At 38.2% G+C, this 26,353-nt stretch carries 26 protein-coding genes and 1 other annotated feature; of the genes, 11 read left to right on the forward strand and 15 right to left on the reverse strand.

The annotated features are described in order from the left end of the window. The first annotated feature begins 116 nt into the window (after positions 1 to 116). From MTF64_RS02400 to bfr (MTF64_RS02410), 3 genes are all read left to right on the forward strand, one after another. A complete protein-coding gene (locus MTF64_RS02400; RefSeq protein ID WP_248450398.1) occupies positions 117 to 1,187 on the forward strand; it encodes a PepSY-associated TM helix domain-containing protein in 1,071 nt (356 codons plus the stop codon). Between the two features lie 166 nt (positions 1,188 to 1,353). Next, positions 1,354 to 1,827 (forward strand): bacterioferritin, encoded by a 474-nt coding sequence (bfr, locus tag MTF64_RS02405; RefSeq protein WP_024031963.1) that lies wholly within the window; start codon positions 1,354 to 1,356, stop codon positions 1,825 to 1,827. A gap of 12 nt (positions 1,828 to 1,839) precedes the next feature. After that, positions 1,840 to 2,304: a bacterioferritin gene (bfr, locus tag MTF64_RS02410; RefSeq protein ID WP_004588793.1), complete on the forward strand. Its 465-nt coding sequence runs from the start codon at positions 1,840 to 1,842 to the stop codon at positions 2,302 to 2,304. 71 nt (positions 2,305 to 2,375) lie between these two features. Here the strand turns inward: bfr (MTF64_RS02410) and MTF64_RS02415 are convergent, their stop codons facing one another. After that, positions 2,376 to 2,570 (reverse strand): (2Fe-2S)-binding protein, encoded by a 195-nt coding sequence (locus tag MTF64_RS02415; RefSeq protein WP_004588794.1) that lies wholly within the window; start codon positions 2,568 to 2,570, stop codon positions 2,376 to 2,378. Positions 2,571 to 3,381: 811 nt separating this feature from the next. Beyond that, complete coding sequence (locus MTF64_RS02420) at positions 3,382 to 4,056, reverse strand: hypothetical protein (RefSeq protein WP_013463096.1); 675 nt, start codon at positions 4,054 to 4,056, stop codon at positions 3,382 to 3,384. Positions 4,057 to 4,476: 420 nt separating this feature from the next. On the opposite strand from MTF64_RS02420, the gene MTF64_RS02425 reads away from it, so the two are divergent. The 3 genes from MTF64_RS02425 to MTF64_RS02435 all read left to right on the forward strand — a co-directional run bounded on the left by MTF64_RS02425 (position 4,477) and on the right by MTF64_RS02435 (position 6,927). Then, positions 4,477 to 5,696, forward strand: a protein-coding gene (locus MTF64_RS02425) for an IS3 family transposase (RefSeq protein ID WP_223230517.1) whose coding sequence is annotated in 2 segments (ribosomal slippage) — positions 4,477 to 4,765 and positions 4,765 to 5,696 — 1,221 coding nt in all. Because the reading frame shifts where the segments join, the coding sequence is not laid out codon by codon here. Then, positions 4,755 to 4,871: a sequence feature (AL1L pseudoknot), on the forward strand. Its footprint overlaps the gene before it by 117 nt. Positions 5,697 to 5,868: 172 nt before the next feature. After that, positions 5,869 to 6,249 carry a hypothetical protein gene (locus MTF64_RS02430; protein ID WP_024606317.1) on the forward strand — a complete coding sequence of 127 codons (381 nt, stop codon included), beginning with the start codon at positions 5,869 to 5,871 and terminating at the stop codon, positions 6,247 to 6,249. 240 nt (positions 6,250 to 6,489) lie between these two features. Then, on the forward strand, positions 6,490 to 6,927 hold the full coding sequence (locus MTF64_RS02435) for a hypothetical protein (protein WP_013463093.1): 438 nt from the start codon (positions 6,490 to 6,492) through the stop codon (positions 6,925 to 6,927). A 43-nt stretch (positions 6,928 to 6,970) separates the two neighbouring features. On the opposite strand, the gene MTF64_RS02440 is transcribed toward MTF64_RS02435, so the two are convergent. From MTF64_RS02440 to MTF64_RS02475, 8 genes are all read right to left on the reverse strand, one after another. Next, positions 6,971 to 7,483, reverse strand: a complete 513-nt coding sequence (locus MTF64_RS02440; protein WP_082423038.1) for a YolA family protein — start codon at positions 7,481 to 7,483, stop codon at positions 6,971 to 6,973. A 123-nt stretch (positions 7,484 to 7,606) separates the two neighbouring features. After that, on the reverse strand, positions 7,607 to 8,170 hold the full coding sequence (locus MTF64_RS02445) for a hypothetical protein (RefSeq protein WP_096042863.1): 564 nt from the start codon (positions 8,168 to 8,170) through the stop codon (positions 7,607 to 7,609). Between the two features lie 146 nt (positions 8,171 to 8,316). After that, positions 8,317 to 8,736, reverse strand: coding sequence for a DUF4262 domain-containing protein (locus MTF64_RS02450; protein WP_096042862.1), 420 nt, complete (start codon positions 8,734 to 8,736; stop codon positions 8,317 to 8,319). A 114-nt stretch (positions 8,737 to 8,850) separates the two neighbouring features. Continuing rightward, positions 8,851 to 9,336 (reverse strand): hypothetical protein, encoded by a 486-nt coding sequence (locus MTF64_RS02455; RefSeq protein ID WP_029772839.1) that lies wholly within the window; start codon positions 9,334 to 9,336, stop codon positions 8,851 to 8,853. 107 nt (positions 9,337 to 9,443) lie between these two features. Continuing rightward, complete coding sequence (locus MTF64_RS02460; protein WP_096042861.1) at positions 9,444 to 9,839, reverse strand: hypothetical protein; 396 nt, start codon at positions 9,837 to 9,839, stop codon at positions 9,444 to 9,446. Between the two features lie 774 nt (positions 9,840 to 10,613). Further along, the gene (locus tag MTF64_RS02465; RefSeq protein ID WP_096042860.1) at positions 10,614 to 11,132 is read right to left on the reverse strand and encodes a DUF6436 domain-containing protein; all 519 of its coding nucleotides are present in this window, start codon (positions 11,130 to 11,132) and stop codon (positions 10,614 to 10,616) included. Continuing rightward, on the reverse strand, positions 11,116 to 12,582 hold the full coding sequence (locus MTF64_RS02470) for a methyl-accepting chemotaxis protein (protein ID WP_248450400.1): 1,467 nt from the start codon (positions 12,580 to 12,582) through the stop codon (positions 11,116 to 11,118). The genes MTF64_RS02465 and MTF64_RS02470 overlap by 17 nt, the downstream gene beginning before the upstream one ends. Before the next feature lie 106 nt (positions 12,583 to 12,688). Further along, positions 12,689 to 13,243, reverse strand: coding sequence for a hydrolase (locus MTF64_RS02475; protein WP_096042859.1), 555 nt, complete (start codon positions 13,241 to 13,243; stop codon positions 12,689 to 12,691). Positions 13,244 to 13,376: 133 nt separating this feature from the next. Between MTF64_RS02475 and MTF64_RS02480 the strand changes: the two genes are divergently transcribed. Then, positions 13,377 to 17,912, forward strand: a complete 4,536-nt coding sequence (locus tag MTF64_RS02480) for an EAL domain-containing protein (protein WP_167381773.1) — start codon at positions 13,377 to 13,379, stop codon at positions 17,910 to 17,912. Here MTF64_RS02480 and MTF64_RS02485 read toward each other — a convergent pair. Further along, positions 17,909 to 18,805, reverse strand: a complete 897-nt coding sequence (locus MTF64_RS02485) for a cation diffusion facilitator family transporter (RefSeq protein ID WP_248450402.1) — start codon at positions 18,803 to 18,805, stop codon at positions 17,909 to 17,911. The two genes, MTF64_RS02480 and MTF64_RS02485, sit on opposite strands and share 4 nt — an antisense overlap. 198 nt (positions 18,806 to 19,003) lie before the next feature. Between MTF64_RS02485 and MTF64_RS02490 the strand changes: the two genes are divergently transcribed. From MTF64_RS02490 to MTF64_RS02500, 3 genes are all read left to right on the forward strand, one after another. Beyond that, the gene (locus tag MTF64_RS02490; protein WP_096042857.1) at positions 19,004 to 20,455 is read left to right on the forward strand and encodes a diguanylate cyclase; all 1,452 of its coding nucleotides are present in this window, start codon (positions 19,004 to 19,006) and stop codon (positions 20,453 to 20,455) included. A gap of 106 nt (positions 20,456 to 20,561) precedes the next feature. Then, complete coding sequence (locus MTF64_RS02495) at positions 20,562 to 21,518, forward strand: SPFH domain-containing protein (RefSeq protein WP_029774439.1); 957 nt, start codon at positions 20,562 to 20,564, stop codon at positions 21,516 to 21,518. A 28-nt stretch (positions 21,519 to 21,546) separates the two neighbouring features. After that, on the forward strand, positions 21,547 to 22,002 hold the full coding sequence (locus MTF64_RS02500; protein ID WP_029774440.1) for an NfeD family protein: 456 nt from the start codon (positions 21,547 to 21,549) through the stop codon (positions 22,000 to 22,002). A gap of 4 nt (positions 22,003 to 22,006) precedes the next feature. Here the strand turns inward: MTF64_RS02500 and MTF64_RS02505 are convergent, their stop codons facing one another. Beyond that, positions 22,007 to 22,879, reverse strand: a complete 873-nt coding sequence (locus MTF64_RS02505; RefSeq protein WP_248450403.1) for an SMP-30/gluconolactonase/LRE family protein — start codon at positions 22,877 to 22,879, stop codon at positions 22,007 to 22,009. A 354-nt stretch (positions 22,880 to 23,233) separates the two neighbouring features. On the opposite strand from MTF64_RS02505, the gene MTF64_RS02510 reads away from it, so the two are divergent. Beyond that, the gene (locus MTF64_RS02510) at positions 23,234 to 24,070 is read left to right on the forward strand and encodes a patatin family protein (RefSeq protein ID WP_138578589.1); all 837 of its coding nucleotides are present in this window, start codon (positions 23,234 to 23,236) and stop codon (positions 24,068 to 24,070) included. On the opposite strand, the gene MTF64_RS02515 is transcribed toward MTF64_RS02510, so the two are convergent. The 3 genes from MTF64_RS02515 to MTF64_RS02525 are packed head-to-tail and all read right to left on the reverse strand — an operon-like array spanning position 24,067 to position 26,179. Then, on the reverse strand, positions 24,067 to 24,303 hold the full coding sequence (locus tag MTF64_RS02515) for a hypothetical protein (protein ID WP_248450404.1): 237 nt from the start codon (positions 24,301 to 24,303) through the stop codon (positions 24,067 to 24,069). The two genes, MTF64_RS02510 and MTF64_RS02515, sit on opposite strands and share 4 nt — an antisense overlap. Next, positions 24,300 to 25,895, reverse strand: coding sequence for a PepSY-associated TM helix domain-containing protein (locus MTF64_RS02520; RefSeq protein ID WP_248450406.1), 1,596 nt, complete (start codon positions 25,893 to 25,895; stop codon positions 24,300 to 24,302). Before MTF64_RS02520 ends, MTF64_RS02515 begins: the two co-directional genes overlap by 4 nt. Next, complete coding sequence (locus MTF64_RS02525) at positions 25,892 to 26,179, reverse strand: hypothetical protein (protein ID WP_029774445.1); 288 nt, start codon at positions 26,177 to 26,179, stop codon at positions 25,892 to 25,894. The genes MTF64_RS02520 and MTF64_RS02525 overlap by 4 nt, the downstream gene beginning before the upstream one ends. Positions 26,180 to 26,353 lie beyond the last annotated feature (174 nt).

Genomic DNA, 26,353 nt, shown 5'->3' on the forward strand with positions numbered 1-26,353 from the left:
CTGTTCGCGGTTTTATATACAGTAGTTTGCTTACACAAAGGGTCACATTTTATAAATTGATAAACACCTGTTCTATCACTTACAATCGCTGTAACTGCTTATTATAGAGATTACTTTTGAAAATCTGGTTACGTCGAATTCACTTATACCTTGCCTTACTAAGTGGCCTTTTTTTGTTAATACTCAGTATTAGCGGCGCCATTTTACTTTATGCAAATGACATACAATATTATATTCAGCCCGATAAATGGCAAGTAGAACCACAAACCAAAACGCTTAGCCACGCAGAGTTAATCCGCGCAGTACAGCAGCAAACAGATAAAAAAATCACCCGCTTTATGCCCCTTAGTAACCCTAATGCCAGCTGGCAATTTAGATTAGGTGATGGCAGTAACGCCAGTGTGAACCCGTATACAGGCAAAGTAATTTTTCAATACCAAACAAATGACACGCTGTATGGTTTTACCCTTGCTTTGCATCGCTGGCTATTATTTGAAACAGACTCTGGTGAAAAACCGCTAAAAAACGTGGTCTCTGTATGCGCCCTATTATTAATAATAAATGTGTTAGTGGGTTTTTATTTATGGGTAAAGCCTAAAAACCGCCTAAAACGACTGGCGATTAAACCTAAAGCCAAATTTAAAGTACTTATGTATCAGCTACACACCGTGATGGGTGTTTATGTTTTATTACCGCTATTGCTTATAGCCTTTACAGGTATCACCTTTAATTGGAAAAGCGCGACCAAAACATTAGTAGAAACCGTGGCATTTTCTCAAGTACAAAATAGGCCTAAAGCGCCCACAGTGATAGCAAAATCAACAGCAAGTATTAACTACGACCAAGCAATAAATAAAGCCCTTGATGTATTTCCTGAGGGGATTTTGTATCGTATTTACTTACCTAAAAAGCACAATGACCCAATCGCTTTACGCCTACAAAACCCAGGAGAAAGCCATGCTTATAGCTGGGTGTGGGTAAATCCATACAACGCTAAAGTGCTTAGCGCGTATGATGCCAGTAAAGCAAATGCAGTCACCCATGTATGGAACTTTAAATATGTGTTTCATACTGGCGCATTTGCAGGGCCGATTGTAAAATTTGTATGGCTTTTAATATCACTGTCGTTAGCATTTTTTATACTCAGTGGTGTTTATTTATGGTGTAAACGGCACAAGTGGGTATAGCATTACCCGTTAAATGAAAATGCAAAACTGTACATAAACCAAGCAATAACGCAAACTTAAATAAGAATCAAAACCAATTGTAAATTAATGATTTTTATAGAAAAACTTGCAAAATACGCAAATTTAACTACACTGTGCACAATTAAAATAGTTAAGGTGATTTATCATGAAAGGTAATCAAAAAGTAATCGATGCATTTAATACTTTGCTAGCCAATGAGTTAGCCGCAATTGACCAGTATTTTATTCATTCACGCATGTATGATGACTGGGGTTTAGATAAATTATATGTACGCCTTAACCATGAAATGGAAGAAGAAAAAGATCATGCTGATTGGCTAATCAAACGCATCTTGTTCTTAGAAGGCGTGCCTAACATGACTAAACGCCGTGACCTTTTAATTGGTAACGATGTAAAAAGCATGATGCAAAACGACTTAACATTGGAGCTTGAAGTAGTTGCATGTGTTAAAGAGGTAATTGCTATTTGTGAAGAGCAGCAAGATTATCAGTCTCGCGAAGTGTTAGAAAAGCTATTATTTGATACCGAAGAAGATCACGTTTATTGGTTAGAGCAACAACTTGGTCTAATTGATAAAATTGGTACGCAAAACTACCACCAAGCACAAATGGGCGAGTAAGGAGCATAAAGTATGAAAGGCGATAAAGACGTTATAGCAGCTTTAAATAAAGTACTCGCTAATGAGCTTGTGGGTATTAACCAATACTTTTTGCATGCCCGCATGTTTAAAGATTTTGGTTTTAGCCAGCTTGATAAAGCAGACTACAAAGTTTCAATTCAAAAAATGAAAAACGCCGATCGTTTAATCGAACGTATTTTATTTTTAGAAGGCTTACCTAACTTACAAGACCTAGGCCGTTTACGCATTGGCGAAAACAGCGAAGAAATGATTGCCGCAAATATGAGCTTTGAGCTTGATACAATTGATGATTTGCGCAGTGCAATTAAATTAGCTGAAAACAAAAAAGATTATATTAGCCGTGAAGCACTCGACAATATTTTGAACGAGCAGGAAGAACAAATTGACTGGCTAGAAACCCAGCAATTACTTATTCAAAATACGGGGCTTGAAAATTACTTACAGTCTCAACTGTAAGGTAAATTTAGGTCATAAAAAAAGCAGCTTTATAAGCTGCTTTTTTTGTATTTGAATTTTGTAATAACGAATTAAGCGACTTGATCGGTAATATCTGCAATCTCAATAAGTTTGCGATTTAGGATCTTTTTAGTACAACAACAACACTTACCGCATTGGCTGCCTACTTTAAGCTCTTTAGTTAATTCACGCATGGTAGTTGCACCATCGTCAATTGTTTGCTCAATTTTTTTATCAGTCACCCCGTGACAAAGACAAATATACATGAATACAAACTACTCTCAATTTCATTTAGTAGGTGCATATTAATCTAAACAATAATGGTTATCAATTGTTTGTGGGATAAAAATTAGTTATTTTTAAAAAAAATGATCAGTGCCACTTAAATCGAGAATTCACGGCGCGTTGAGAACTTATTGATTTATAATGAAATATGGCACTTAAATTGAGATTTATTAACTAAATTACACTCTAAAAATAATTATGTTTTTTTTAGGTAAATTTCACAAACAACGAGAAATCGCTTACAAACATCTATTAAAGTAAGTGCTTTGAAGTGATAATTTGACTATCTATTATACGAAAACTAATCGGGTTTACTTCAAGGTAAAGTTTATTTAGGCCGATGCTTTGCGGAGTAGCAACAGCGCATCTTTATTTTTCATCACATAAAGAACTTCTATTCTTGCTCAGTTATAGCCGTGGATTGCATCACTCAATAATTACCGGCGGTCTGCTCTGTGCCATAAGCTGACTATCAGCCGTAACTCGTTTCTGCCCCAAAACGTGTTAAAGCAATTATTCTATAGGTCGGCTTTGAGCGATAACCGGACACTGAAAAAGTTAAATTTATTCCTGTGTTTTAAGTAGAAATCTAATTTTGTCCAATAACATTATTAAACGCCGTTTTGGGGCAAAATAACATGCTTAATTCCTAGCTGTTTTAATTACTTGTTTACAAAGGTAATTATTGGTGAAATTATCAGGGTATGTAATATACGCCGTTTCGGTGTGTTATAAACCACCAAAATGGTGTTCAATAAGCTGTTAGCTGTTTTGCTATGTTCTAGGCTTTTTTCAAATAAAAACATCGACTTTCTTTTTGTCGGTTAACAATAAAGCAGCCTTTTCTTGATATAAATCAAAAGTATCGTCTGATATAAATTTATCAAACGTATTAATTATTTCTTTCATGTAAGAGGCTCTTACTTGATAAGTCTGACGTTCAGGATATTCTTTAGCAAGTCCATCTAATTTCTCTGAACTATTAGAAAAATACTCCATAACATTAATTTTTTTATCAGGATCTACATCCCCTCCACCATAAGAAAGGATCCTAAGTTTAGACTCTAAACTATTCATATCTTCTCTTTTTTTGGATATTATGGGGTTTCCTGACTTACCTAATCTAACTGGTTCATCACTATCGTATTTTTGTGTGTATTCTCGTTCCATTTCATTCACATTTTTAACAATACTATGAAGTTCTTTTATACTCATATTAGAAAAGTTGAGCTCTTCTTTTTTAAATACTTTTTCATATGCACTTCCCTCAATTAATGATGAATCAAAAGCATTATTGTCTTTTTTTTCTTTAACTTTAGGATCAAGGTGAGTTGTGTTTATATTAATTTTTAAGCCACTTTCGCTTGTTTTAGTAGAAAAGCTTTTTATTTTTTCATCATCACTGTTTGTAAAAATAGATATTTTACTTTCAAATAGAGTAGGTAGTAGATTGGTGCTGATTTTCATAAAAATCCTTTTTCATATGTCGTTTTCTTTTATCGACATAATTTTATAAAACTTAAGCTTTTATTTTAGATTGTTTTCTATTAACGACTCATAGGGCTGAGTCGTTAATAGAAAGTTTAACTAGCCACCAGATCTTACTTCATAAGTAATTCCACCATAAGTAGATCCAGTTGTTGTTTTATTTTCAACTTCCCAATAATAAGTGCCTGCATTAAAGATAGAAGTGGAAACTGCTACGCTATATCCGCCAGCAACTCTATCTCCATTGCTATCAACCAAAGTCACTTTGAAATCATGTCCGTCATAGTTTCTTAAAATTGCAAAACCGTATCTACGGCAATTACCACCATCATAAGTAAAGCTTGCAATATGAATCGCCCCGTGTTTGCCAGAGACTCAATAACTTGAGAAACTGGAACTATGAAAAAATCAAATCGCTATACATCAGAATTTCGTGAACGTGCAATTAGGCTTGTTACCACACAACAGCATGAATACCCTTCTCTTTGGGCTGCGCTAGTATCGATTTCAGATAAACTGGGATGTACCCCAGAAACACTTAGAGCATGGGTCAAGAAATCTCAAGCTCAACCGTCTAAACCCTCTTCTAATACGCAATCAACTGAAGAACGCCTTGCCGTCTTAGAGCGCGAGAATAAAGAGCTCAAGCGAACGAATGATATCCTGAGGCAAGCTGCCGCTTTTTTCGCCCAAGCGGAGCTCGACCGCAAACAGAAGTAATAGTGGATTTTATTGATGCTTGCAGAGAGCATTACGGTGTCGAGTCAATTTGCAAGGAATTGCCGATTGCACCATCAACGTATTATTCTCATAAACAGATACAAAGAGAGCCTGAGCGACTGTCTAACCGCAAAAAGCGTGATGCTGAGCTGATAATACTCATTCGCGAAGTGTGGGAGGATAATATGTCAGTTTATGGTGCAAGAAAAATATGGAAGCAGCTACAGCTTGACGACCATCAAGTCGCCCGCTGTACAGTCGAACGATTGATGCGAGTTATGGGAATTCAAGGTGTTCGTCGGGGTAAAGCACATAAGACAACGATACCTGACGAGCAACAAGATAAGCCACTTGATTTAGTTAATCGTCAATTTACTGCTGAGCAGCCAAATCAACTTTGGGTAGCTGACATCACCTATGTTGCCACATGGAGTGGGTTTGTTTATGTCGCTTTCGTGATAGATGTTTTTTCACGATACATTGTAGGTTGGCGTGTATCAACGACAATGCACACAGAGCTTATTCTTGATGCGTTAGAGCAAGCTATTTGGCATCGTGGCAACCCCGAAGGGTTAATTCACCACAGCGACAGAGGCAGCCAATATTTGTCTATACGATACACTGAGCGACTTGCTGAAGCTGGAATTCAAGCGTCTGTAGGCAGTGTGGGTGACTCTTATGACAATGCATTGGCTGAAACAATAAATGGATTATTTAAAACAGAGATTATTCGCAGAAATGGCCCGTGGAAGAATGTTGATGCTGTTGAATACGCAACGTTAGAGTGGGTCAATTGGTTTAATAATCAACGCTTATTATCTTCAATTGGGTATATTTCACCAGCTCAATATGAAACAGACTACTATGATAATTTAAACGAGTCAGGTAAAGTGGCCTGACTTAAACAAACTGGTCTCCGATGAACTCGGGGCGATTCATTTGTATACATTCGACAGCGTGCCTATTATCTCATTTTGTCATACACAGTTTTCATCTAAAATAACCTGTTGCGCCTTTAAAAATAGGCGTATACGCTTTGTTTACACCCGTATACATCAGAGGTATTTTAGAATGGCTATTCTAAGCATCCGAATTGACGATAAATTAAAAGAGTCTTTAAGTAGTGAGGCGCAAAAGGAAGGTATTTCTTTATCTGAATATGTGAAGAAATCACTGGAAATTAAGAGCGTTGATACTCATATACTAGCAACAGAGAAAAACTTAAAAAGCTCTGTTGATAGTATTAAAGATTTAGCGCTCGTCTCTCAGGAGACTGTACACGAAGTTGAACTAAATATTCAGCGGCTAAATGAATCGCTTAAAAATGCAAATCACTTAAAAGAAATCAAAAAATTGAAATGGATATTGATTTCTATATCCCTCATCTTTGTATCAATCTCGATCCCAATATTTCACTTTAATATTGCTTATTTCAAAACCTTCTTTTATTAGGCTTTATCCTGAATAATTTAAGGCCTATGAGCCAAGCCTATTAGTAAATATTCCAGTTACCGGAAAGCCTTTGCCGTCCAACACCTCTGTATTAAGCTTTTCACTTTACGATGAATTACCTTCAACAACTTAATTTAAATAAACTTTTTAAAGGCGTTTTCAAAAGACTATAAGTGTATAATTATGGCGCAGGTTTTGCAGTTAATATCACTCATACGATCATACTAAGGAAAAGAACCTATGCGAGTTGATGCAAACGTACATTATTTTAATGGGAACCAGCGTACCAAGCCTTCAACAGAGGCCTCAACGTCATTTTCGGCTGCATTAACAGCAGCACAAACAGACAATGATAAGACTGACAGCAGCACAAAACAGGCGGATTTCACTAGTATGACCCGGCAAGAAATGCGGGACTGGGCCAACACTCAAATCCGCAATGGAGAAATGTCTCTCGATGACGGCAGGCCTTTCATGGCTATGACTATGAAAATACCCGTAAATGGAGGCGAACTGGCAGGTGCACACAGTGATGAAACACGATATAACTTCATTCAAAAAACGCGTGATGGCATCCAAGGCGCACTGTCACGCAATGACGAGACTACTTTGAAGATGTTAGAATCAGCTATGTCTATCATGCAAGACAAAAGTACTGGTGTTAACATTCGTATTTAGAAATATAAAAAGGCCAGAATGTCTGGCCTACATCATTAATAAATCAAAGAATACTGATCTGGACTGACATAGTATTCCATGGCGAATTAGTCGAAGTATTTTGGTATTTGAATAATCCGTTTTGATGACCATCGACATTGTATTCATTGAGGAAACCCACGACAGTTTGCCCAGCGGTACAAGGCCATGTGTAATTACTACCAGTCACACAAACAGGCGTACTTGAGTACATTGTGGAACTCGGAAGTAACCCACCGTTCATCCAAGCAATATGATTATAACCATAACCAATTTCTAAAACAGCAGTACGCAGCTGCTCTCCCCCATGATCACATGCAGTTGTTGTCATACCAACAGTGGACTCCCACCCACAATCAGTTGAACCAACAGCATATACCCACATTGAAGATAGCGGCGGAGCTGATGCTCGAGCCATTAATTCAGACTCCATGCGGATGTTTTTGATTTCGGCAGGAGCTGGAGCATTCTGACTAGTGAGTACAGGAAGGGAGGTAATTACTTGTTGACTGCGCGGAACTTCCTCAGCATAACTCATATTACTTACACCAGTTGCTATGACTACAGATAGGAGGCTAAGTAATGGTTGGCTAAAATTGTGTAGCGAAACGAAACGTAGCCAACTGTTACGTTTCTTTGCGAATTTTCTTGTTAGGCTAAACTACTGCGGTTGAGCCATAACAACTTTAATAAATCGCAAAGCGAATGGTTTTATACATGCGTGAGCAAACAATGAAATTGCTCCTATTATTAATATGCCTATAAGTGGAATTATTGCGCCAGTAAAAATTATTGAACCACATACATAGCCAAAAATACATTCCGATCTGTATATGGGGAGGAACAACCCGACTACTAGCAAGCCTAAAGACAAGTATATTGCAACGTTTTCGTAGCCGACACTAAAGCTGAATGACTGTACAAAACTTAAAATCAGCATGCCGAAAAAACCAATAAGTATTCCGCTTGAAATTTTTTCTTTTACTGGTGAATCACCAGATTGAAAAATTGTACGTTTTTCTATGCGCGCTATAGAAAGCCACGCTAAGAATGGGAGAATTAATAGCCCCCACCAGTTTGATATTGCAGGATAATCAGAATGGTGCATTAAGTGATGGCTCAATATTCCACCATTTAAATGCTCCCACCACAGGTGTCCACCTACGAATAATACGGTAATTGCAATCACGTAGTATTTCAATTTTTTTAACTGATTTTCAGTCATGTTTATCCTCGGAGTACGATGGTCGAAATATATAGCCTAACTTTTAAATAAGGGGCGCAGGCATGTGGGGCATAATGGCGAAGCCGCCCCGCATGTATGCGTCCCAGCGAACGAAGTGAGTGACTTAATTTTTTTGTTATACGCAATCACAATAAGACCTCTTGAGCGGTGTTACTTTCTTCTTGAAATTTACCTTCTTTATCAGGCCAAATACATTGAAGAGCGTCAAACTTTTCAATGCTATAAATACTAACAGCCGCCCTTAAGTATTCCTCTTTGTTGAGTTCGCTAATTTTACTAAATTTGACCGGATAGCCTTTTATAACTTCTTCACTTGATTGGTTATTGGTAAATCGTTGACCGTTCTTGATTAACTGTCCAATATCGTTGATAAGCGAGTGCATCAATGAGGTATCCAACCCAGATATGATGATTTCAGGATGATCAAGCGTTTCAGTAAAACCTATTGAATATGAAAAGCTCGGAGCATCCTTGCTAAAAACAGAAAGAACATGCCAACCATGTTTCTTAATGTCATCTTCTACTTTTTCCATTACATCTGACATATTCACAGATTCCTAGTTTGCGTATAACGCCTCAATCAAAGGCAAAAAATAGTTGGTTAAAATTAGCGACGCAGGAGCAAAACCAACTGTTTTTTGTCCCGCTGAATTGACTTGTTAGAGGCACGGATCTTCAGAGCTTAAAATCTCTGCGTACCACTTTTCTTTGTAGAGAGCTTCAATTGCACCACACTCGAGTTCATCATTTAAATAAACAGGAAATTTTTCCCAGTAACTAATTTCAAGACCTCCACCAGATACTGCAATACCTCTCCTGTTTATCAATATACTCGCAACAAAATTTCCATCATCGAATGTATGCGCAACAGCTAGAACAACACCAAGGCTTGTTATCTTACTTTGTATTTCTTTTATTTTGGTTTCTTGAGACGAACTGTTTTCACAGTTTTGACTGATATATTTCATTGAGCCGAGTTCAACTCTACGTAAACATTTGTCGCTCTTAAATAATTCAACGATAGAAGTTATTTCAGTTTCATTTACCTTAAACCAGTCATCAACATCACTGATTTCCATATCAACACCTTCTGTACCACATCCTGATAGCAAGAATAGGGCTAGAAAAATGGTTGCTAACTTCATAGTGCCTCTAACTTTTAAATAAGGGGCGCAGGCATGTGGGGCATAATGGCGAAGCCGCCCCACGTGTATGCGTCCCAGCGAACGAAGTGAGTGACTTAATTTTTTTGTTAGGTGCCATAATACCGCCGAACTTCATTGAATGAAAAAAGATAGACCGCAGCGGCAACAGGAACAATTAAGAAAAATACTAATGCGTAAAAATCTCTTTCTTCTACCGCTGGCATAGAAACTGCGATAGCTAAGGCGAAGCAATAGAAATGTCGAGAGTATTTTTGTTTTAAAAGAATCGATACGCCAGAGAGTGGTACTAAAAGACCGATTATAATTAACGGCACGCCAAAACCACGCTTCCATATTTCATTAAATTCTAGAACTTCACCATTGTACGTGAAAGTACCAAACATTCCGGGAACCGTGGCTTTCAAAAAAAGAAATATAAAGAAAATTGCCATTCCCGTTAAAAATTTTAAAACAGGCGGCATTTCTTTAAATGATGCATACATACTTTGGCACCTAACAATTTAATAGTGCGCTCATCGCGCATATTTGTGCCGACTTAACGCTCATTTATCTACTTTATTTAGTTTTAACAAATAACCTAAAGCATTACTACCACTAAGTTTTTTAAAGCTTTAAAGTAAAGTTTAATAGAACAATATGCGCGCGTCGCTTATTTTCATGAATATACGCGCAAAGAGCAGTTTGACCAACCAAGTAACTACGATTTTTAGCCAACCTCAACGTCTGCTGATCGCTCAAATAAGACCCCGAAAAGTGGCCCATATAGCTATCTAGGTTAACGCTTTCAAAAAACAGAAGTATATTTCCGATAACTACCTTTGAAGTCCTAGAAACGGAAGTTTACTTCCGTTTTGTAAGTTTATAAGCTGGTGTCTAGTGAAAGCTGGGAAGTCCAGTGATAATTTTGCTAGTTGTCTAAACCCATGTGCTAATAGTTAAAGCATGAGCAAACATTGATACAGTTCAAATGCTATTTAGTAATTGAGCAGGACGCTTTCAAGAAAGCAGGAAAATAAGCGGCTAGAGTTAAATAAGCGTTATTATAGAAATAACTATATTTAAGTACTTTTAAATTTCACTTGCTGTGATTTTACTAACAGTAGGATTCATCAAAATTTGTTGTTTATAACCGTATTCTAAAACCGTATATGTAGCGCTTACTCGTATTTGAGCCACAAACCTACCAGTCTAATATTCTTAATATTATGCAGGTGGCGTTTTTAATACCTATAAAAGGCTAATCAGTAATAGCGCTATTAAGCAGTGCAGTAACAACCACTGGTTTTATTAAGTAACAGTTCGCTGTTAAATCCAGCTACAAGATTATTTATAACCGTTTCAACAAAACCACTGCCCTGCGCGCAGCCAAGCCCTTGAGAAAGTGGGCCGGCATAAACAAAGTCACCTTTATCGTTAATCACCACGGCAGCTGGTGTAGCAGGGAGCAGTATTTGTAAAGAGGCTGTTTGCTCAATATTGATAAGCGTAATATTTTGCGCTTTAGAAAACGCAGCCAACTGTTTTAAATGGGGCTGGGCTTGCTTGTTGCAGCCACAGTCAGGGTCAGTAACGATAATCAACGAATTATGCTTTGCTGCTGTAAACCCTATGTGTTGTTTAAATTTAGTAAACCACCCTGGTTGCTCAAGCACGCCATAACTGTCAAAAACGCGCAACTGATTATATTGATAATAAACTAAACCAGAAACCGTCAATACTAACCACAGAGCAATCACTGCACTCGTTTTAATAGATGAGTTACTTAAATTTAGCAATGCTTTGCTCTAATACCGCAATACTTACGTCGATCATTTGTACTTTAGCGGTTAGCTTTTCTACCACTTTGGTATCTTGATATTGGCTTTGCTGCATTTGTTCTGTGCTTGAGGCTATTTGTTTTGTGTTTACAGCTTGCTCAGCAACAACTTGCGCTACAGAGTGACTACTCTGGCTGACAGCTTTTATTTGCTCACTCATGGCGCTTATGTTTTCTTTCATGGTGGTGCTGATATGCGTTAAATCAACAACAAAATCGACACACTGGCTCATAGATTGGGTTGACGTTTTACTGTTTGTAACTAAATCTTTTAATGTTAAAGCAATTTTATCTGTCGTGGCTTTACTGCTTGTAGCAAGCGTTCTGACTTCATCGGCTACAACTGCAAACCCGCGGCCATGCTCACCCGCTCTTGCGGCTTCAATGGCCGCATTAAGCGCAAGTAAGTTAGTTTGCTCTGCAATGCCTGATATTTCATTTAACAACCCTGATATTACATCGCCAGCGGCCACTAAATGATTTATTTGCTCTTCTGTATGATTAAGTAAATTAAGTAGCTCCGTGCTTTTAGTGTCTGTTTGCATAACGTCATTTAAGGCGCTATTGGCAGCTTGAGTAATGTTATCTACTTGCTGCTTTAATACTTCGCTTTCATGCTCAACTAAGCTAAAACCCTGTGCAACTTGAGCACCAGAGTCAGCTATATCATTAGTTTGTTGCTTTCTTTGCTCTGCCCCGCTTGCTAGCTCATCGTGTACGTTTATTAATTGCTGCGAATTTTGCTGCAGTGAAAGAGACTGCGTTTGCACTTGTCTAATTACATCTGATAAATAACCCAATAAAGTATTAAAGCCCGCTACTGCATTGCTATTTTTATCATCGGCCCTAAGCGAAAGCTGTATATGCTCAGGGTCTTGCATAATGGCTTCGGTCGCTTTGGTTAAAGACACGCCAGCTCTGCGCTCTTGTTGTAGTGTTTTAGCAATATAGCCTGCTACAAACACTTCTACTATTGCATAACCGGCATGTATAAGCACCGTAGTAAACGCCAGTCTGTCAGGGTCAAATACATAAAAACCGGTGTTTTGTGTTTGTAAAAAGTAAAAGCTTAAATGATGAACGGCCACAAAAATAATGGCCGTAATAAACACCTGCCACTGTACAAACATAATCAACATGGCCATTAAGATGAATATTTCGAAGTGTATTTCTATTAACCCAAAGGCTTGTTGTATGTGCAAAAAAGAAAACATCATAATTGCCGCAGCAACAACATGACCTGTAATTGGGTTATTTTTCTGAGTTTTAAGTAACCATATAGGCATTAAACTTAAAGGTAGGCCGACTATGAATGCTTGTGTAAGTGTCCCAAAGTACAAGCCTAGGGCGATAGACTCTACAAACAAAAAAATGAATATTATGGTGAATAAACGACTTACACTATTCATAAATACCTTTAATTATTAAAATTTTTTTAAACAAAATCAGGGGTTGTACGTATTAGCTAATAATTACGACCACATTTAATTATCAATATAGCCTAGCTTGCCAACTTTACTTAATAATTGATAAAACCGCTTTAAACTCAGGTAATGCTGCGTTTTTTGTCCACTGAAAAATGATACTTTCTACGCTTGTAATTATTGCCCCTGCCTGTTGTAACTGCTCTAGAGCTAGCGATTTATGCATCGTATTTCGTGAACCCACAGCATCTGCCGCTACATGCACCTCAAATCCTTGGGCTATTAAATCTAAGCAGGTTTGTAACACACATACATGCGCCTCTGTGCCTATTACTATAATTTGTGAACGCGTAAGCTTTGTAAACACAGCATTAAATGCAGGCTCATTACACGCACTAAAATGTGTTTTTTCAACAGTCTGTGCGTTTATAAGGGTGTTTTTTAAAAGCCTGTTTGTACCACCAAGCCCTTGAGGATATTGCTCAGTCACTATGCTAGGAATTTTAAAAAGGGCGCTTACTTTGGCAATTTTTATTGCCCACTCTAGTAAATCAGAAAATTCGCTAATAGCGGGAGAAAGCTTATCTTGAATATCTATCACTAATAACACGCTGTTATTTGCAGATAAATTTTTGTGACTAACCATAACACCCCGTTTTTAAGTAATTATAATTAGTAAGCGTAGCTTAAATGGTTATAAATAACTAAACTAGTGCTTTAATTTAGTTGTTATAAGTTGTAATCCACATTTTAAAAAATGTGCTATATTTAACTTTTATATGTATATCCCCTGCCCTAGAGCGAGTTTATTAGTGCGATTGAGTATTTTGTTTTTTCTCTTCACCACTGTATGTTTTCTTTGTATTACTAGCGTATCGGCCTCCACAAATTATGCTCAACAACTACAACGAATATCTACCGATGAAGGTTTATCCCAAAATTACGTAACTAAAATTTTGCAAGACGATTTAGGTTATATTTGGATAGCTACAGCGCAAGGGCTTAATCGATTTGACGGCTACACGGTAACCCCTTTTGATGGCGGATTTACCCTTAACGAAAACTTCATCACTACACTATTTAAAACGCATGCAGGCAATATAATTGTTTCTACTGAGCTTGCCGGTGCCTATTTAGTTAATCCAAAAACGTTAACTACTCGTAATATATTTTCGGGCAATCTTGCAGGTAATACAGCTAGTTTCGCTTCTATTGAAGCGATAGCCCAACACCAAGATACCTTTTACCTTGCCATTTTAAACAACGTGTATTCACTTAACTCTAAAACAAATTCACTTACTTTAGAGTTTACTATAGGCAATGAAAACAGCGTGGTGCGCGCATTAAAATATTACAAAAACACGCTATTTATAGGCACACAAACGGGTTTATTTAGCTACGACCTAAAAACAGAGTCATTAACCCCTCTTAATTTACATACTCCCGATAAACAAACAGTCGATAACAGTAATGTTAAGTTTTTATCTGTAGACCCCGCGCTAGGATTATTAGTTGGCACCGTTGAGGGCATGTACGCGTTAAGTTTAAATAGCTCAGCAGGAGCAGCTGCAGATAAAAGCACTAAAAGCGTGATTGCTGATTACAATATTTGGGATTACAGCAATACACCCTATGGCGAATTTATTGCCACAGAGCATGGCTTGTTCGAATTTAACCGAGAAAAGGGCACCACTGAGTTAATTCTTAGCTTTGATCAAAGTAAATTTAATATTACCGAAAATACTATTAACGATTTAATGGTCGACTCAAGTGGCGTGTTTTGGCTGGCGTCCCGCACTCAAGGCGTGCTTACTTGGTCAATAAACACACGGCGCTTTAACAAAATCACCCTACCCGAAAACAACTATATAAACAGTATTTACCAAGACGATGATTTAACTATGTGGTACGGCACCGACAATGGCCTTGCTCATGTAAATGCTAAACACAAAACAACCTACTACCTTACTTCGCAAGACCCTAAAGCGGTTTATGGTGAATACGCTATTTTTGCAATTAATAAAGCGCATTTAGATTCCACTTCGCGGTATTTATGGCTAACGGGGTACTACAATTTAATTTTATTTGACAAAGAAACAGGCACAGCCGTTGCTAAAAAAGATTTAAATAACGCACTGTCTGAAGGTGCGGTTATTTATGGTTTGTCTGAGGTAGCCCCCGACACATTCGCTTTTTATAATGATCACAGTTTTTATGTTTATAATGGTAAAACAGGCTTAACGCGCGAAATTAACGGGTTAAAACAACATGTAAACCCTTTAGAGGCCTATACTTTTCATCGACCTTTTGATGATTACCCAAATGAATTTGTATTAAGTACAACTACCCACTTCTACCGGTTTAACGAGCAAACAAACACCCTTACCACTATTTATAAAACCAGCAAAAAAGACAGCCAAAATTACCACACAGTCGAAAACTGGTTAACCGATAAAAATAACATTTTATGGTTAGCAACAACCAGCGAAGGCCTAGTGGGTATTGATGCGCAGAGCTTTGAAAAAAAGCACCACTTTAACGTAAGTAACGCCTTAAAAACGCAGTCTATTTATTCGCTTATTAGCGATGAGTATGACTATTTATGGTTTAGCAGTAAAAATGGTTTGTACCGCTTAAATACCGATACGTTAAGACTGCGAGTTTTTACGGTAAAAGATGGTTTATCGGTTAATTTATTTAGCACTTTAGGGGCAATTACGCTTAAAAATAACACTGTAATGTTTGGCAGCAGTTATGGTGCGATTTCGTTTAACCCCGCTGAGTTTTTACAGCAAAGCACGCAAACAGCAACCTCAATAACCGATATTACATTAATGTCGCGCGATTTAGACTATCAGCCAAATCAGTTTGCCACCTCTGCATTGCAATTAACACATGAAGATATGGGTTTGGAGGTCAGCTTTTCTAATTTTGATTTTCAAAATAGCGCGGAAACACGTTACAAAATTACGCTTCAAGGACCTACTTCGCTAGAGTATGATGATTTAAAAGCAAACAAAATATTTTTTACAAAGCTCCCACCAGGTAATTATCAATTAAAGGCCAGCGCGTATAATTTTAATAGTGCGACTGAATCAAAGCCAGCGCTGTTAAATTTTAATGTGGCATACGCGCCGTGGAAGTCTCCTTATGCGTATGCGGCTTATATTTTAATTATTATAACTGTGCTGTGTTTACTGTTTTGGCAATACAGAAGCAGACAACTAGCCATAGCTAATGCGCAAAAAGCGACAATACACTCGCAAAAACAAACGGAGCTTGCGCTCAGTAACAATAAAAGTGGCATTTGGGATTACCATTACAACGACGATTCGGTAAATACAAACCGAGGGAGTGAGCTTGGGTATACTAATTTGCCAAACCGTATTCCATTAAAACATTATTTAGCTTTAATTCACCCTGAAGACAAACCTCGGGTTATTTCGCACTGGTTAAATTTTACCAAACAAAAAAAGCATGAGCATTGGCAAGCAACTTACCGGTTAAAGCATAAGCTTGGCCATTGGTTGTGGTATCAAGATTTAGGGCAAATTATTTATGACGAACAAACAAATAAACCGGTATCTGTATCTGGCATATATACCAACATAACAGAGCAACGTGCCAATGAGCAGCAAGCCAACATTTTAGGTGAGGCGTTTGGGCAAATAAACGACTGGCTGCTTATTTTAGATAATAATTTGGTGCCGGTTTCTGCAAATAACAGTTTTATAAAAACCTTTTCGCAAACTCATAAACATCCGCTTAGCTTAAAAGTGTTTGTTAATGCGATAGGTAAAACACAATGTAAAAGCTATGCCAGCACATTAAAAAGCTTAACAGCAAAACAAAATTGGCGAACTGATGCCGTTATTAAAACTGCAACTAACCCGCACCACCCCATACATATAAGTGCCACTGCAATCGCTAAAGATACACATAGCATAAGTTACTATGTGATTGTTATTTCGGATTTAACCGAGCAAAAAAAGGCAGAAGACGAGCTGCGTTATTTAGCCAACTTCGATCCCCTTACACAATTGCCTAACCGCAGTTTAATGCATCAAAAAATTGGTAAATCGATTAAAAAAGCTCATCAGCAGCTCACTCAAAGCGCTTTACTATTTATAGATTTAGACAAATTTAAACCGGTAAACGACACATTTGGTCACGCAGTGGGAGATCAACTACTGTGTAATATTACCCAAAGAGTGAGCGCTATGTTGCCAAGTAATGCCACACTTGGCCGCCAAAGCGGTGACGAATTTTTAGTGCTTATTGATAACGTAGAAGACATAGCCGCACTTAATAACATAGTCAAAAGTATCAGCTCAGAACTTGCCAATAAGGTCATTATCGAAGATTTTTCTATTAATATATCAGCCAGTATTGGCGTGGCTTTATACCCATTTGATGCCAGCTCGACCGATTTACTGATCAGAAACGCCGATGTAGCCATGATGCATGCAAAGCAAGCAGGCAGAAACGGGTTTAAGTTTTTTAACGACTCGATGAACGAGCAAATAAAACAAAAGCTCATCCTCGAAAACGATTTAAAAGACGCCGCGAAAGATAATCTATTATTTAATCACTACCAACCCATAATAGACACGCACGCACAAACAATAAATGGGGTTGAGTTACTTATGCGCTGGGAAAATAACGGCCAATTTGTCTCGCCGGCATTATTTATCCCTATTGCTGAAGAAACAGGCCTGATAGAAGCATTAACTGAGCAAGCTTTAGAGCGCGCGCTAACTGAGCTAGCCCCTACATTGGCCAGCAACCCATTGTTTTATATTTCACTTAACTTGTCGCCAAAGCACATTTTAAGGACGAATATAGCAACCAAGCTGACCAATATATTAAAACAGCATCAAATGAGCCCAGTGCAACTGCGCCTAGAAATAACAGAAAACATACTGCTAGAAGACAAGCAAAAAGCCGCAAAGCAACTACAAAAGTTAAAATCGGCTGGTTTTAAGCTGTTACTCGATGATTTTGGCACCGGCTACTCATCACTTACTTATTTGAGCCAGTTCCCTATTGATGTCATTAAAATAGATCAAAGCTTTGTGAATAGTATTGGGATTGATAAAAGTGATGAGTCGATCATCAAAACCATTTACACTTTGGCTCAAAACTTAGAGCTTTATTGCATAGCCGAAGGCGTTGAAACTAAGCAACAAAAAGCCTTTTTAGAAGGGTTAGGTTGTCATGTTTTACAAGGTTATTATTTTGCAAAACCAATGCGTGCAGAGCAATTACAAAACCCCGAAACACATGAGCATATTCACACTTTAATAAAAAGTTAGCTATGAATATGCTGGCATTCGTGGCTTTCTATTTGCAGTACGCTGCTTTTAACATTAAAACGCGCAGCGAGGAGTTTTTCTATTTTTAAGCGGCAGGCTTCATCGTGCTTTTCAATTGTACAATGCTCTTTTAACACCACGTGAGCGCCGACAATAATATCGCTGTCTTTGCGCGACACCGTCACATTATGTACGTTATGCACATGCTTTAAATCGGTAATTGACTGCTCAATATCCTTCACTTTAGGCAACTTAGCGTTATTAAAGAACAGCCCTTTAATACAGCTCGTGATCACTTTACCACCGGTAAATAACACAAACGAGGCAATTAGCATGCTCGATAAAATATCAATAATGCTCCAGCCCGTAAAATAAATAAGTACGCCAGCTATAAACGTAGAAATGGTCGATATAATGTCAAAAAACGAATGTAAAAATACAGCGTACACATTAATGCTTGCTTTGCGGCCTTTATAAAGTACCCACGCCGCAGCACCATGAAATAAAAACCCTACAGAGGCAATACTCGACATTAAAAAGCTGTTTATTGCTAAATCATGGCCATCGTTATGATGGGAAATTCTCTCTACACCTTCATATAAAATAACGGAGCTTATCGCCAAATACAGTAAACCATTAATTAAACCACCAATGAGCTCAGCGCGTTGATAGCCATCGTTATAGGTTTTAGCAAAATGAATTGCTAAGCTTGAGGCAATAAGGGCAATAAATAGCGAGCTATTATGCACAAATAAATGCCCTGCATCGGCAAGTACAGCAAGCGAATTAGCGTAATAAGCGCCAATTACCTGAATTACCATAAATGAACATGTTATCGCTAAAGCGATAAGTAACCGACGACGAGACGCCTGGTGTGTAGTGATTTCTGTCATGAAATGCTTGAAAAACCTATACTTAAAATGCAAATAAGCCGTCAGGTGGCTTAGAGTAGAAAAGGGTAATGATATACAGTAGCAATTGTAATACGAAGCCCTCTTAAACGCACTAAAAACTTAGCAAAATAGCTAAAGTTGTACTAAATAACATAGTAGGAACAATTAAATTGTATGTAAAATCAACGGGAGCAATGAGTGGGCTTAAAACCAATCGAAGATATGTGGAGTACTATAAAGCTTATTCCGTTTGCCGTTGTACTTTATGATGCTAAAACACAAGCCTATAAAGCAAACATTCAAGCGCAGAGTATATTTGATTTACCCTCACAGCCAACTTTAAAAGATGCAGACTTTAAGCACCTCACGCTAAGTAGTCCAGAAAGTAAAAAACAATTTACTGTTGATCAATTGTTTGAAAAATACTTAGTTATAAATACTAACTGCCACGTATTTTTACAAAAACAAACGCAAGGCCTATTACTAAACGCCAAACTTGCCTCGCTAAATAGTCACTTATACATTGCTACGTTTGAGATAATTGAACACAACGAAGATGCGCAATATAACTTTGATAAAATTATTTCAAAAATTTCTACCGACTTAATAGATATTCAAATTGACGATATTGATACTCATATAGAGTTTGCGCTTAAAGCCATTGGCACTGTATGCCATGCCGATAGAAGCTACTTATTTAAATTTTCTGAAGATGGTAAATCAATGCGCAACACCCATGAATGGGTTAACCAAGGTATTCAGCCATTTAAAGATCAACTACAGCACATACCAAAAAACTCACTCCCCTACTTTGCTAATTTAATGGGCACCACACACTTATTTAAAGTAAATGATGTTGCCAGCCTCCCAGTAAAAGCGACTAAAGAAAAACAAGAACTTGAGCGTGAAGGTATTCAATCGGTACTGTGTATTGGCCTTCGCTACGATAAGGAGCTAGTAGGCTTTATTGGTTGTGATTGTGTAAAGCAAAAACGTGAGTGGACAGACTTAGACTTAATTAGGTTAAAACTAGTAGGTGAAATAATCGCTAATGCGTTTAAAAACTTAAACTACAAGCAAGAGCTTCAGCATATTCAACAACAGCTAATTACCGCAAATCAAAAGCTTAACCACCTTGTAAATACTGACAGCCTCACCACAATTGCAAATAGACGTTGTTTTGACAAAGCACTAGAGAGCGAAATTAAACGCTGCGCACGTGCAAAGCAGCCCGTTAGCTTAATTATGTGCGATATAGATTTCTTTAAAAATTACAACGACAGCTACGGCCATCAACAAGGCGATGAAGCCTTAGTTAAGGTGGCAGCAGCGCTTAAGTCGCGATGCCGACGCGAAAGCGATTTAGCCGCGCGCTATGGCGGTGAAGAATTTGCCGTCATTTTACCGGCAACTAATGAGCAAGACTGCCAACAATTTACCCGCTTAATTCAACAAGCAATTAAAGCGGCAGGCATAAAACACAATAATTCTACCGTAAGTGAGTACTTAACATTAAGTATCGGTTTTTATTCAGCCACGCCTGATAAAAATAGCACGCCACAGTGCTTTATAAGTAAAGCCGATCAAGCACTCTATACCGCAAAAGAAACAGGCCGTAATAAGGTATGCCAATTTAAACCCACTCACTAAAAGCTTGTTTTTGTGGTGCATAAATTCAAGTAGTGATAGTCTATACACGCTGAAATTATAAACAATACAACAACTCAGCAACTCCACTCTCATAAGGAATTTTTAAATGGATCCAATCAATCAAATACTAAATATGGTATTTACTGTTGAAGCATTTTTACTTGTTTTTGTAATTGTACTTCTAAAAAGTAGTGTTAAGTTTGTACCTCAAAACCGAGCATGGTTAATAGAGCGCTTTGGAAAATACCAATCAACTAAAGAAGCCGGCCTCAATTTTATTGTGCCATTTATAGACCGCATCGCTGCAGACCGTAGTTTGAAAGAACAAGCTCAAGATGTTCCCTCACAGTCAGCCATCACAAAAGATAATATCTCCCTAATTGTTGACGGTGTATTGTACTTTCGAGTACTTGACCCTTACAAAGCAACATACGGCGTGGATGACTATGTATTTGCTGTTACTCAATTATCGCAAACAACTATGCGTTCAGAGTTAGGTAAAATGGAACTAGATAAAACATTTGAAGAACGTGACTTATTAAATACCAACATTGTGGCAGCTATTAACCAAGCAGCTGAGCCATGGGGTATACAGGTTTTACGCTATGAAATAAAAGATATTGTGCCGCCTCAATCAGTTATGGAAGCAATGGAAGCACAAATGAAAGCTGAGCGTGTAAAACGCGCGCAAATATTAGAATCCGAAGGTGACAGACAAGCAAATATTAATGTTGCAGAGGGTAAAAAGCAGGCGCAGGTACTTGCCGCAGAAGCAGAAAAAGCAGAACAAATACTCAGAGCAGAAGGTGAAGCAAAAGCCATTATTGCGGTAGCTGAAGCACAAGCAGATGCTCTGCGTGAAGTAGGTGCAGCAGCAGATACAGAACAAGGACAAAAAGCTATCCAATTAGACCTTGCAACTAAGGCTATCGCTGCAAAAGAGGCCATAGCTAAAGAGTCATCGGTCGTTTTACTTCCCGATAACGCCACCGATGCTAGCTCGCTCGTAGCGCAAGGTATGTCTATTATCAATACATTAAATAAAACGCAAAAGCTGCAATAAAGCCTATTAGCTTAATTTAGGAGAATATATGGACCTAATTTCGCAAAACTTACCACAAGCTTTAATGGTTATAGGTATTATTGCATTAATAATAGAAGTCACCGTTTTAGGGCTATCTACTATTATTCTGCTTTTCTTGGGGTTGTCTTTGCTAACTTCTGGGCTGTTAATGGTTGCAGGAGTACTACCCGAAACTATTACAGCGGCACTTTGGAGCAATACCATCATTACCGCTGTTTTGGCACTACTTTTATGGAAACCCATGAAACGTATGCAAGAAAATGTAGATTCTAAGCAAATAAATAGCGATTTCGCCGATCTTACTTTTGTATTAGCAAAAGATGTTTCAGATAAAGAAATAACAACACATCAATATTCAGGCATAAGCTGGCAACTCAAAAGCACACAACCCATTAGTGCTGGCACCAAAGTAATAGTGGTTAAAAAAGAGGTAGGTGTTATGTGGGTTGCCCCTGCCCCGTAACGTTTTATATTATTACGGGCGGCTCTAGCTGCCCGTTTTTTATACCTGATATTTCAAATACATTACCTTGTAATGACTGGTTAGTTTTTACATTACTGTCATCTGCAGAAGTTACAAATAGCCACTGTGCGTTATTGCCACCAAACGCAACGCTTGTAGGTTTTGTTGCAGCAAGCGACAGTGTGTTTAAAACCTCCCCATCTGGCGATAAACACATAACGCAGCCCATATCCCATACCGCAAGCCATAAGTTGCCAAGGGCATCAATCACACAGCCATCTGGGTCTACTTGGGTATTTTTAAATTGATAAAAAACTTGGGCGGGTAATATAGGCTCGCCGCTGTCTGGGTTTACATTTAAAGTAAAAATACAGCTGGCTTTTGAGTCGCAGTAATAAGCACGTGAGCGCGCTTTATCAAAACATAACCCGTTGGGAATGGTTAAACCTTGCACCACGCAATTAAGCGAATTTTGATAAAAACGGTAAATCTTACCTTCGCCTGAGCGGGCGTTTGTATCCATAGTGCTTAGCCAAAACCCACCCCAAGGGTCTGCCCGACCATCGTTAGAGCGCCGTGTGGACTGGGTATTTTCTAAAAATGTGAGCGTTTGGCGCACCCCAGAAGCTATATGGTATTTATATATACCCGTACTGGTGCCAATAATAAGGTGTGCTTTATCAAGCCACGCTAAAGCCGAAACCGTATCTTGCATTTCAACTTGTGTTAGTGAGTCAGGCTTTGTTAAACACTTACTTAGCAGGAGATTTTTTTCTATATCTACCCAAAATAGCGTTTCAAGCAAAGGGTGCCAAAGCGGGCTTTCACCTAACTTATTTTGCAAGTTACTAAATACGGTCACACTTGAGTCAGTCATAAATAACGATTCTTTAATATTAACAAAGCCTTGTATTAATAAATACTTTATCAGAAATACCCAACACTTACGATTAAACAAAACATATTAGCAACTAAATGCTTTTGCTAAGCCAAACAGTGCACTAATACCAAATAGCTTAATTAAGTGATTTAGTTTTAAATACTAAACCATGTTGATTACAGGATAAAAGCTTCGTTATTGCTCTGTTTATATCAAAATTTTTAGCGCCGTTAGCGCCAAGTTTAATCCCTTAAGTGAATTAAGTAATGTGGCAAATGGGTATAATTATTTCAGCATTTTATCGCGCTTTACTTGGTTAGTTGGTAATATCATCAAAAGGGAGGTAATAGTATGATTAATAATAACAATAAACATTCTTTAGTGGTTGAGGGAGGTGCAATGCGCGGTATTTTTGCCGCCGGAGTGCTGGATGAGTTTTTAGCGCAGCGCTATCAACCTTTTACTAATTACTTTGGGGTTTCTGCTGGCGCTACCAATATAGCCGCTTATTTATGCCAACAACCTAAACGTAACTACCATGTTATTACCGATTTTTCGTGTCGGCCTGAATTTATTAACTTAGCGCGCTTTATCAAAGGCGGCCACTTATTTGATTTAGATTGGCTGTGGCAAGCAACCATTAAAGAGATCCCCCTCAATACAGAAGCCTTTGCAAAGGCGGCTCACGAATTTTATATCGTCTCTACAGCTATCACCACAGGGCAGCCCCATTACCTCAAAGCAAGTAGTGATGCGATGGTAGAGCAACTTAAGGCATCGTGCGCGATTCCAATTGCGTATCGTAACTACCCTATAATTAATGATATTGCGATGACCGATGGCGGCGTAGCAGACTCTATTCCCGTAATAAAAGCATACGAAATGGGCGCTCAAGAAATAACCGTGGTGCTTTCTCAGCCACTAGGCTATAGAAAAAAGCCAAGTAAATCGCAGTGGTTAACTAAAAAACTTTATAAAAACTACCCTGCTTTAGTAAAAAGCACGATTAACAGAGCGCATGTTTATAACAGCAGCATAGATTTTATTAATAATCCGCCTGAAGATTGCAAAATCAATATTATTGCTCCACCGCCTCAATTTAGAGTGGGCCGTACAACCAAAAATGTTAAACGCCTTAACGATGGGTACAAAATGGGAATTGATACAGCCAAAGCCTTTTTAAGCTAAGTGTGTTGTTTCCCTTTAGATAGCGCAACCAGTATGCCCATTACAGTAAACGCTGCAATGGTGCATACAATCCCCGCTAGCACAGCGTAAACATGTATAAAGCACGCTAAGGCAATAGCTATTAAAGCACTACAATACAGCCACTTATAGGCTACTTTGCAGTGCTTACTTCTCATTAATAATAAAGCGGCCAGTAAACACGCTAGTGCAATAACTATCATAACAGTGTTCATGCTGCTTTTACCTCTGCAATTGCTATGGCATCAGGTTTTGTTTTTAAGTATCCCCATAAAAACGCCAGTCCAACAATTAAAAAGCTAATATCTGTAAATGCCACTAGGGTACTGTTTGCGTTAATAATATTATTAACGCCCAATATACTATTAAGTGGTAAAACACTTATTAAGAATAAGGCGCAAAGCAACAAGGTTGCTCTAAAGTAGTTTTTATAGTTTTGCCAAAATGCTGCAATTACTAGCCATACTAACCACGCATAAAAAAATACCGGCCCAAAGTATGCATTGTGCTCAACACCAGCCACGGCATAGTTTAAAAGTACTTGCACAGGGAATAACACACAACAAGCAAGCACTAAACCACCGCAACTGCCTATAATAAAGCGGTTCCACCTTGCATACGCGCCAGCGCTAAGCGTTGGTGTGCTGCCTCTGGTACGCTTTGCTAACCACATCATCATGCCTGAAAGTGGCATTAAGGCACATGCTAAGCCAAGCATTACCCAAAGTAACTTGACAAATAAGCCAGCAAAATTACCAAAATGGAGTGGGAAGAGTATTTCAATAATTTTAATTGATACCCCAGCTATATCGCCAAAACTACTCATTGAAGTGATGTACTCCCCTTGCCCATTGTAATGCAATAACTGAGAAGCCACGGCTTCGCCTCCTAAAAGGCGTAAATACACTTGTGCGTTAGCATCGTTATGCGCCATTACCGTGGCATCTAAAATAACTGCATGTGGGTAGCGTTGCTGCGCATCACTTAAAATAGCGGTTATGTTAGTTGGCTGATTTACATAACTAATTATTGGCTCAGGAATAGCTGTAAAAGTTTCTATCAACTTATCTTGGTCGCCTCCAAAGCTAACAAAGGCTGCTGCAGGTAGTAAAATTACGGTTGCGAGCCCTAAAAATGCGCCGCTAAAGCCAATTACAATATTAAAAATACTGCCCCAAATGCCCATTACTTTGTGGCCGTCACTTATGGTTACATCAAAGCCTTTAAGCCACCTAAAGGTGAACAGCTCTTTAATTAATTTACGATGTATAAATAAGCCAGTTACCGTACTTACTAATAATGTTAAACCTAAAAACCCAGTTAAAATAAGCCCTATAGGTCGCCCTAAATGTAAGTCAGCGTGAAACTCACCAATGTAGCTGGCTGCATCTGTTTTTCTATTGGCATAATATTGCTTACTGGGGCCATAGTAGGTATTTACCAACGCTAAGCTTGCTGGGTCAAATTCAAATGCCCGAAGTACTTCTTGCTGGTAATTTTCATCACCATGGTGCGATTCAAATACTAAAGCCAGTAAGTGAAAATTATGCCCTGTTGGCATAAACACATGAATGTTTTCACCAAACTCTTTGGGCACTTGAGCGTGGTATGTATTAACTAATGTGCTTATTTCGCTATTAGGAATATGTTGAGTTTGCTGCAGTGATTGGTTGGCCCAAATTTTTAGCTCAGGCCTGGCAAGTACTGCTAACGCGCCGGTAAATGCCACAACAAACAATAAAACGGCGGTTACTACGCCCACCCAACTATGTAATAAAAATAGCTTTTTTAAAGTAATTGATTTCATCCTTGCCCCTGCATTAATGCAAAATAACTTAAAATTCCATGCACTAAACACAAAGTGATCATGAGTAAAAATGGCTGCCATGCTTTTTCGCTAATGTAGGCATATATAAAAAGCCCAACCCAAATAATTGGAAACAGTAAAATAGGCAGTAAAATTTGTTCACTCATTTGTAAGGGCAAATAGGTAGTCATCCCGGTGATCATCACCGTAGCGGTTACCAATGCCAATACGCACGCCATTAAATGGCGACGCTTTGTAGCGCTAAAGGTTTTTTTATTATTCATTTTTAGCTCATTTAATAAATAGCAGGCGCGCACATCTGCACATGCAAATAACAACTATTTGCATTATATTGCGCATTTGTAAATTTATGCAACATATTATCGTTACTTAATAAGCTAACAAGCTCCTTTTTATTCGCACAATCAATGCCTGTTTATTTATAAAATTACATTTTT

The sequence above is a fragment of the Pseudoalteromonas sp. 2CM41L genome, assembly GCF_023161905.1.
Taxonomy (GTDB): Bacteria; Pseudomonadota; Gammaproteobacteria; order Enterobacterales; family Alteromonadaceae; genus Pseudoalteromonas; species Pseudoalteromonas atlantica.

What these genes read in the sequence shown, in the direction of transcription:
- MTF64_RS02470 (WP_248450400.1), bottom strand. Translation starts at nt 12,582, where the DNA reads ATGAATAGTGTAAGTCGTTTATTCACCATAATATTCATTTTTTTGTTT.
- MTF64_RS02455 (WP_029772839.1), bottom strand. Translation starts at nt 9,336, where the DNA reads ATGAAGTTAGCAACCATTTTTCTAGCCCTATTCTTGCTATCAGGATGT.
- MTF64_RS02485 (WP_248450402.1), bottom strand. Translation starts at nt 18,805, where the DNA reads ATGACAGAAATCACTACACACCAGGCGTCTCGTCGTCGGTTACTTATC.
- MTF64_RS02475 (WP_096042859.1), bottom strand. Translation starts at nt 13,243, where the DNA reads ATGGTTAGTCACAAAAATTTATCTGCAAATAACAGCGTGTTATTAGTG.
- MTF64_RS02450 (WP_096042862.1), bottom strand. Translation starts at nt 8,736, where the DNA reads ATGTCAGATGTAATGGAAAAAGTAGAAGATGACATTAAGAAACATGGT.
- MTF64_RS02520 (WP_248450406.1), bottom strand. Translation starts at nt 25,895, where the DNA reads ATGAAATCAATTACTTTAAAAAAGCTATTTTTATTACATAGTTGGGTG.
- MTF64_RS02435 (WP_013463093.1), top strand. Translation starts at nt 6,490, where the DNA reads ATGCGAGTTGATGCAAACGTACATTATTTTAATGGGAACCAGCGTACC.
- MTF64_RS02415 (WP_004588794.1), bottom strand. Translation starts at nt 2,570, where the DNA reads ATGTATATTTGTCTTTGTCACGGGGTGACTGATAAAAAAATTGAGCAA.
- MTF64_RS02420 (WP_013463096.1), bottom strand. Translation starts at nt 4,056, where the DNA reads ATGAAAATCAGCACCAATCTACTACCTACTCTATTTGAAAGTAAAATA.
- MTF64_RS02525 (WP_029774445.1), bottom strand. Translation starts at nt 26,179, where the DNA reads ATGAATAATAAAAAAACCTTTAGCGCTACAAAGCGTCGCCATTTAATG.
- MTF64_RS02440 (WP_082423038.1), bottom strand. Translation starts at nt 7,483, where the DNA reads ATGAGTTATGCTGAGGAAGTTCCGCGCAGTCAACAAGTAATTACCTCC.
- MTF64_RS02460 (WP_096042861.1), bottom strand. Translation starts at nt 9,839, where the DNA reads ATGTATGCATCATTTAAAGAAATGCCGCCTGTTTTAAAATTTTTAACG.
- MTF64_RS02510 (WP_138578589.1), top strand. Translation starts at nt 23,234, where the DNA reads ATGATTAATAATAACAATAAACATTCTTTAGTGGTTGAGGGAGGTGCA.
- MTF64_RS02430 (WP_024606317.1), top strand. Translation starts at nt 5,869, where the DNA reads ATGGCTATTCTAAGCATCCGAATTGACGATAAATTAAAAGAGTCTTTA.
- MTF64_RS02480 (WP_167381773.1), top strand. Translation starts at nt 13,377, where the DNA reads ATGTATATCCCCTGCCCTAGAGCGAGTTTATTAGTGCGATTGAGTATT.
- MTF64_RS02505 (WP_248450403.1), bottom strand. Translation starts at nt 22,879, where the DNA reads ATGACTGACTCAAGTGTGACCGTATTTAGTAACTTGCAAAATAAGTTA.
- bfr (WP_004588793.1), top strand. Translation starts at nt 1,840, where the DNA reads ATGAAAGGCGATAAAGACGTTATAGCAGCTTTAAATAAAGTACTCGCT.
- bfr (WP_024031963.1), top strand. Translation starts at nt 1,354, where the DNA reads ATGAAAGGTAATCAAAAAGTAATCGATGCATTTAATACTTTGCTAGCC.
- MTF64_RS02495 (WP_029774439.1), top strand. Translation starts at nt 20,562, where the DNA reads ATGGATCCAATCAATCAAATACTAAATATGGTATTTACTGTTGAAGCA.
- MTF64_RS02515 (WP_248450404.1), bottom strand. Translation starts at nt 24,303, where the DNA reads ATGAACACTGTTATGATAGTTATTGCACTAGCGTGTTTACTGGCCGCT.
- MTF64_RS02445 (WP_096042863.1), bottom strand. Translation starts at nt 8,170, where the DNA reads ATGACTGAAAATCAGTTAAAAAAATTGAAATACTACGTGATTGCAATT.
- MTF64_RS02500 (WP_029774440.1), top strand. Translation starts at nt 21,547, where the DNA reads ATGGACCTAATTTCGCAAAACTTACCACAAGCTTTAATGGTTATAGGT.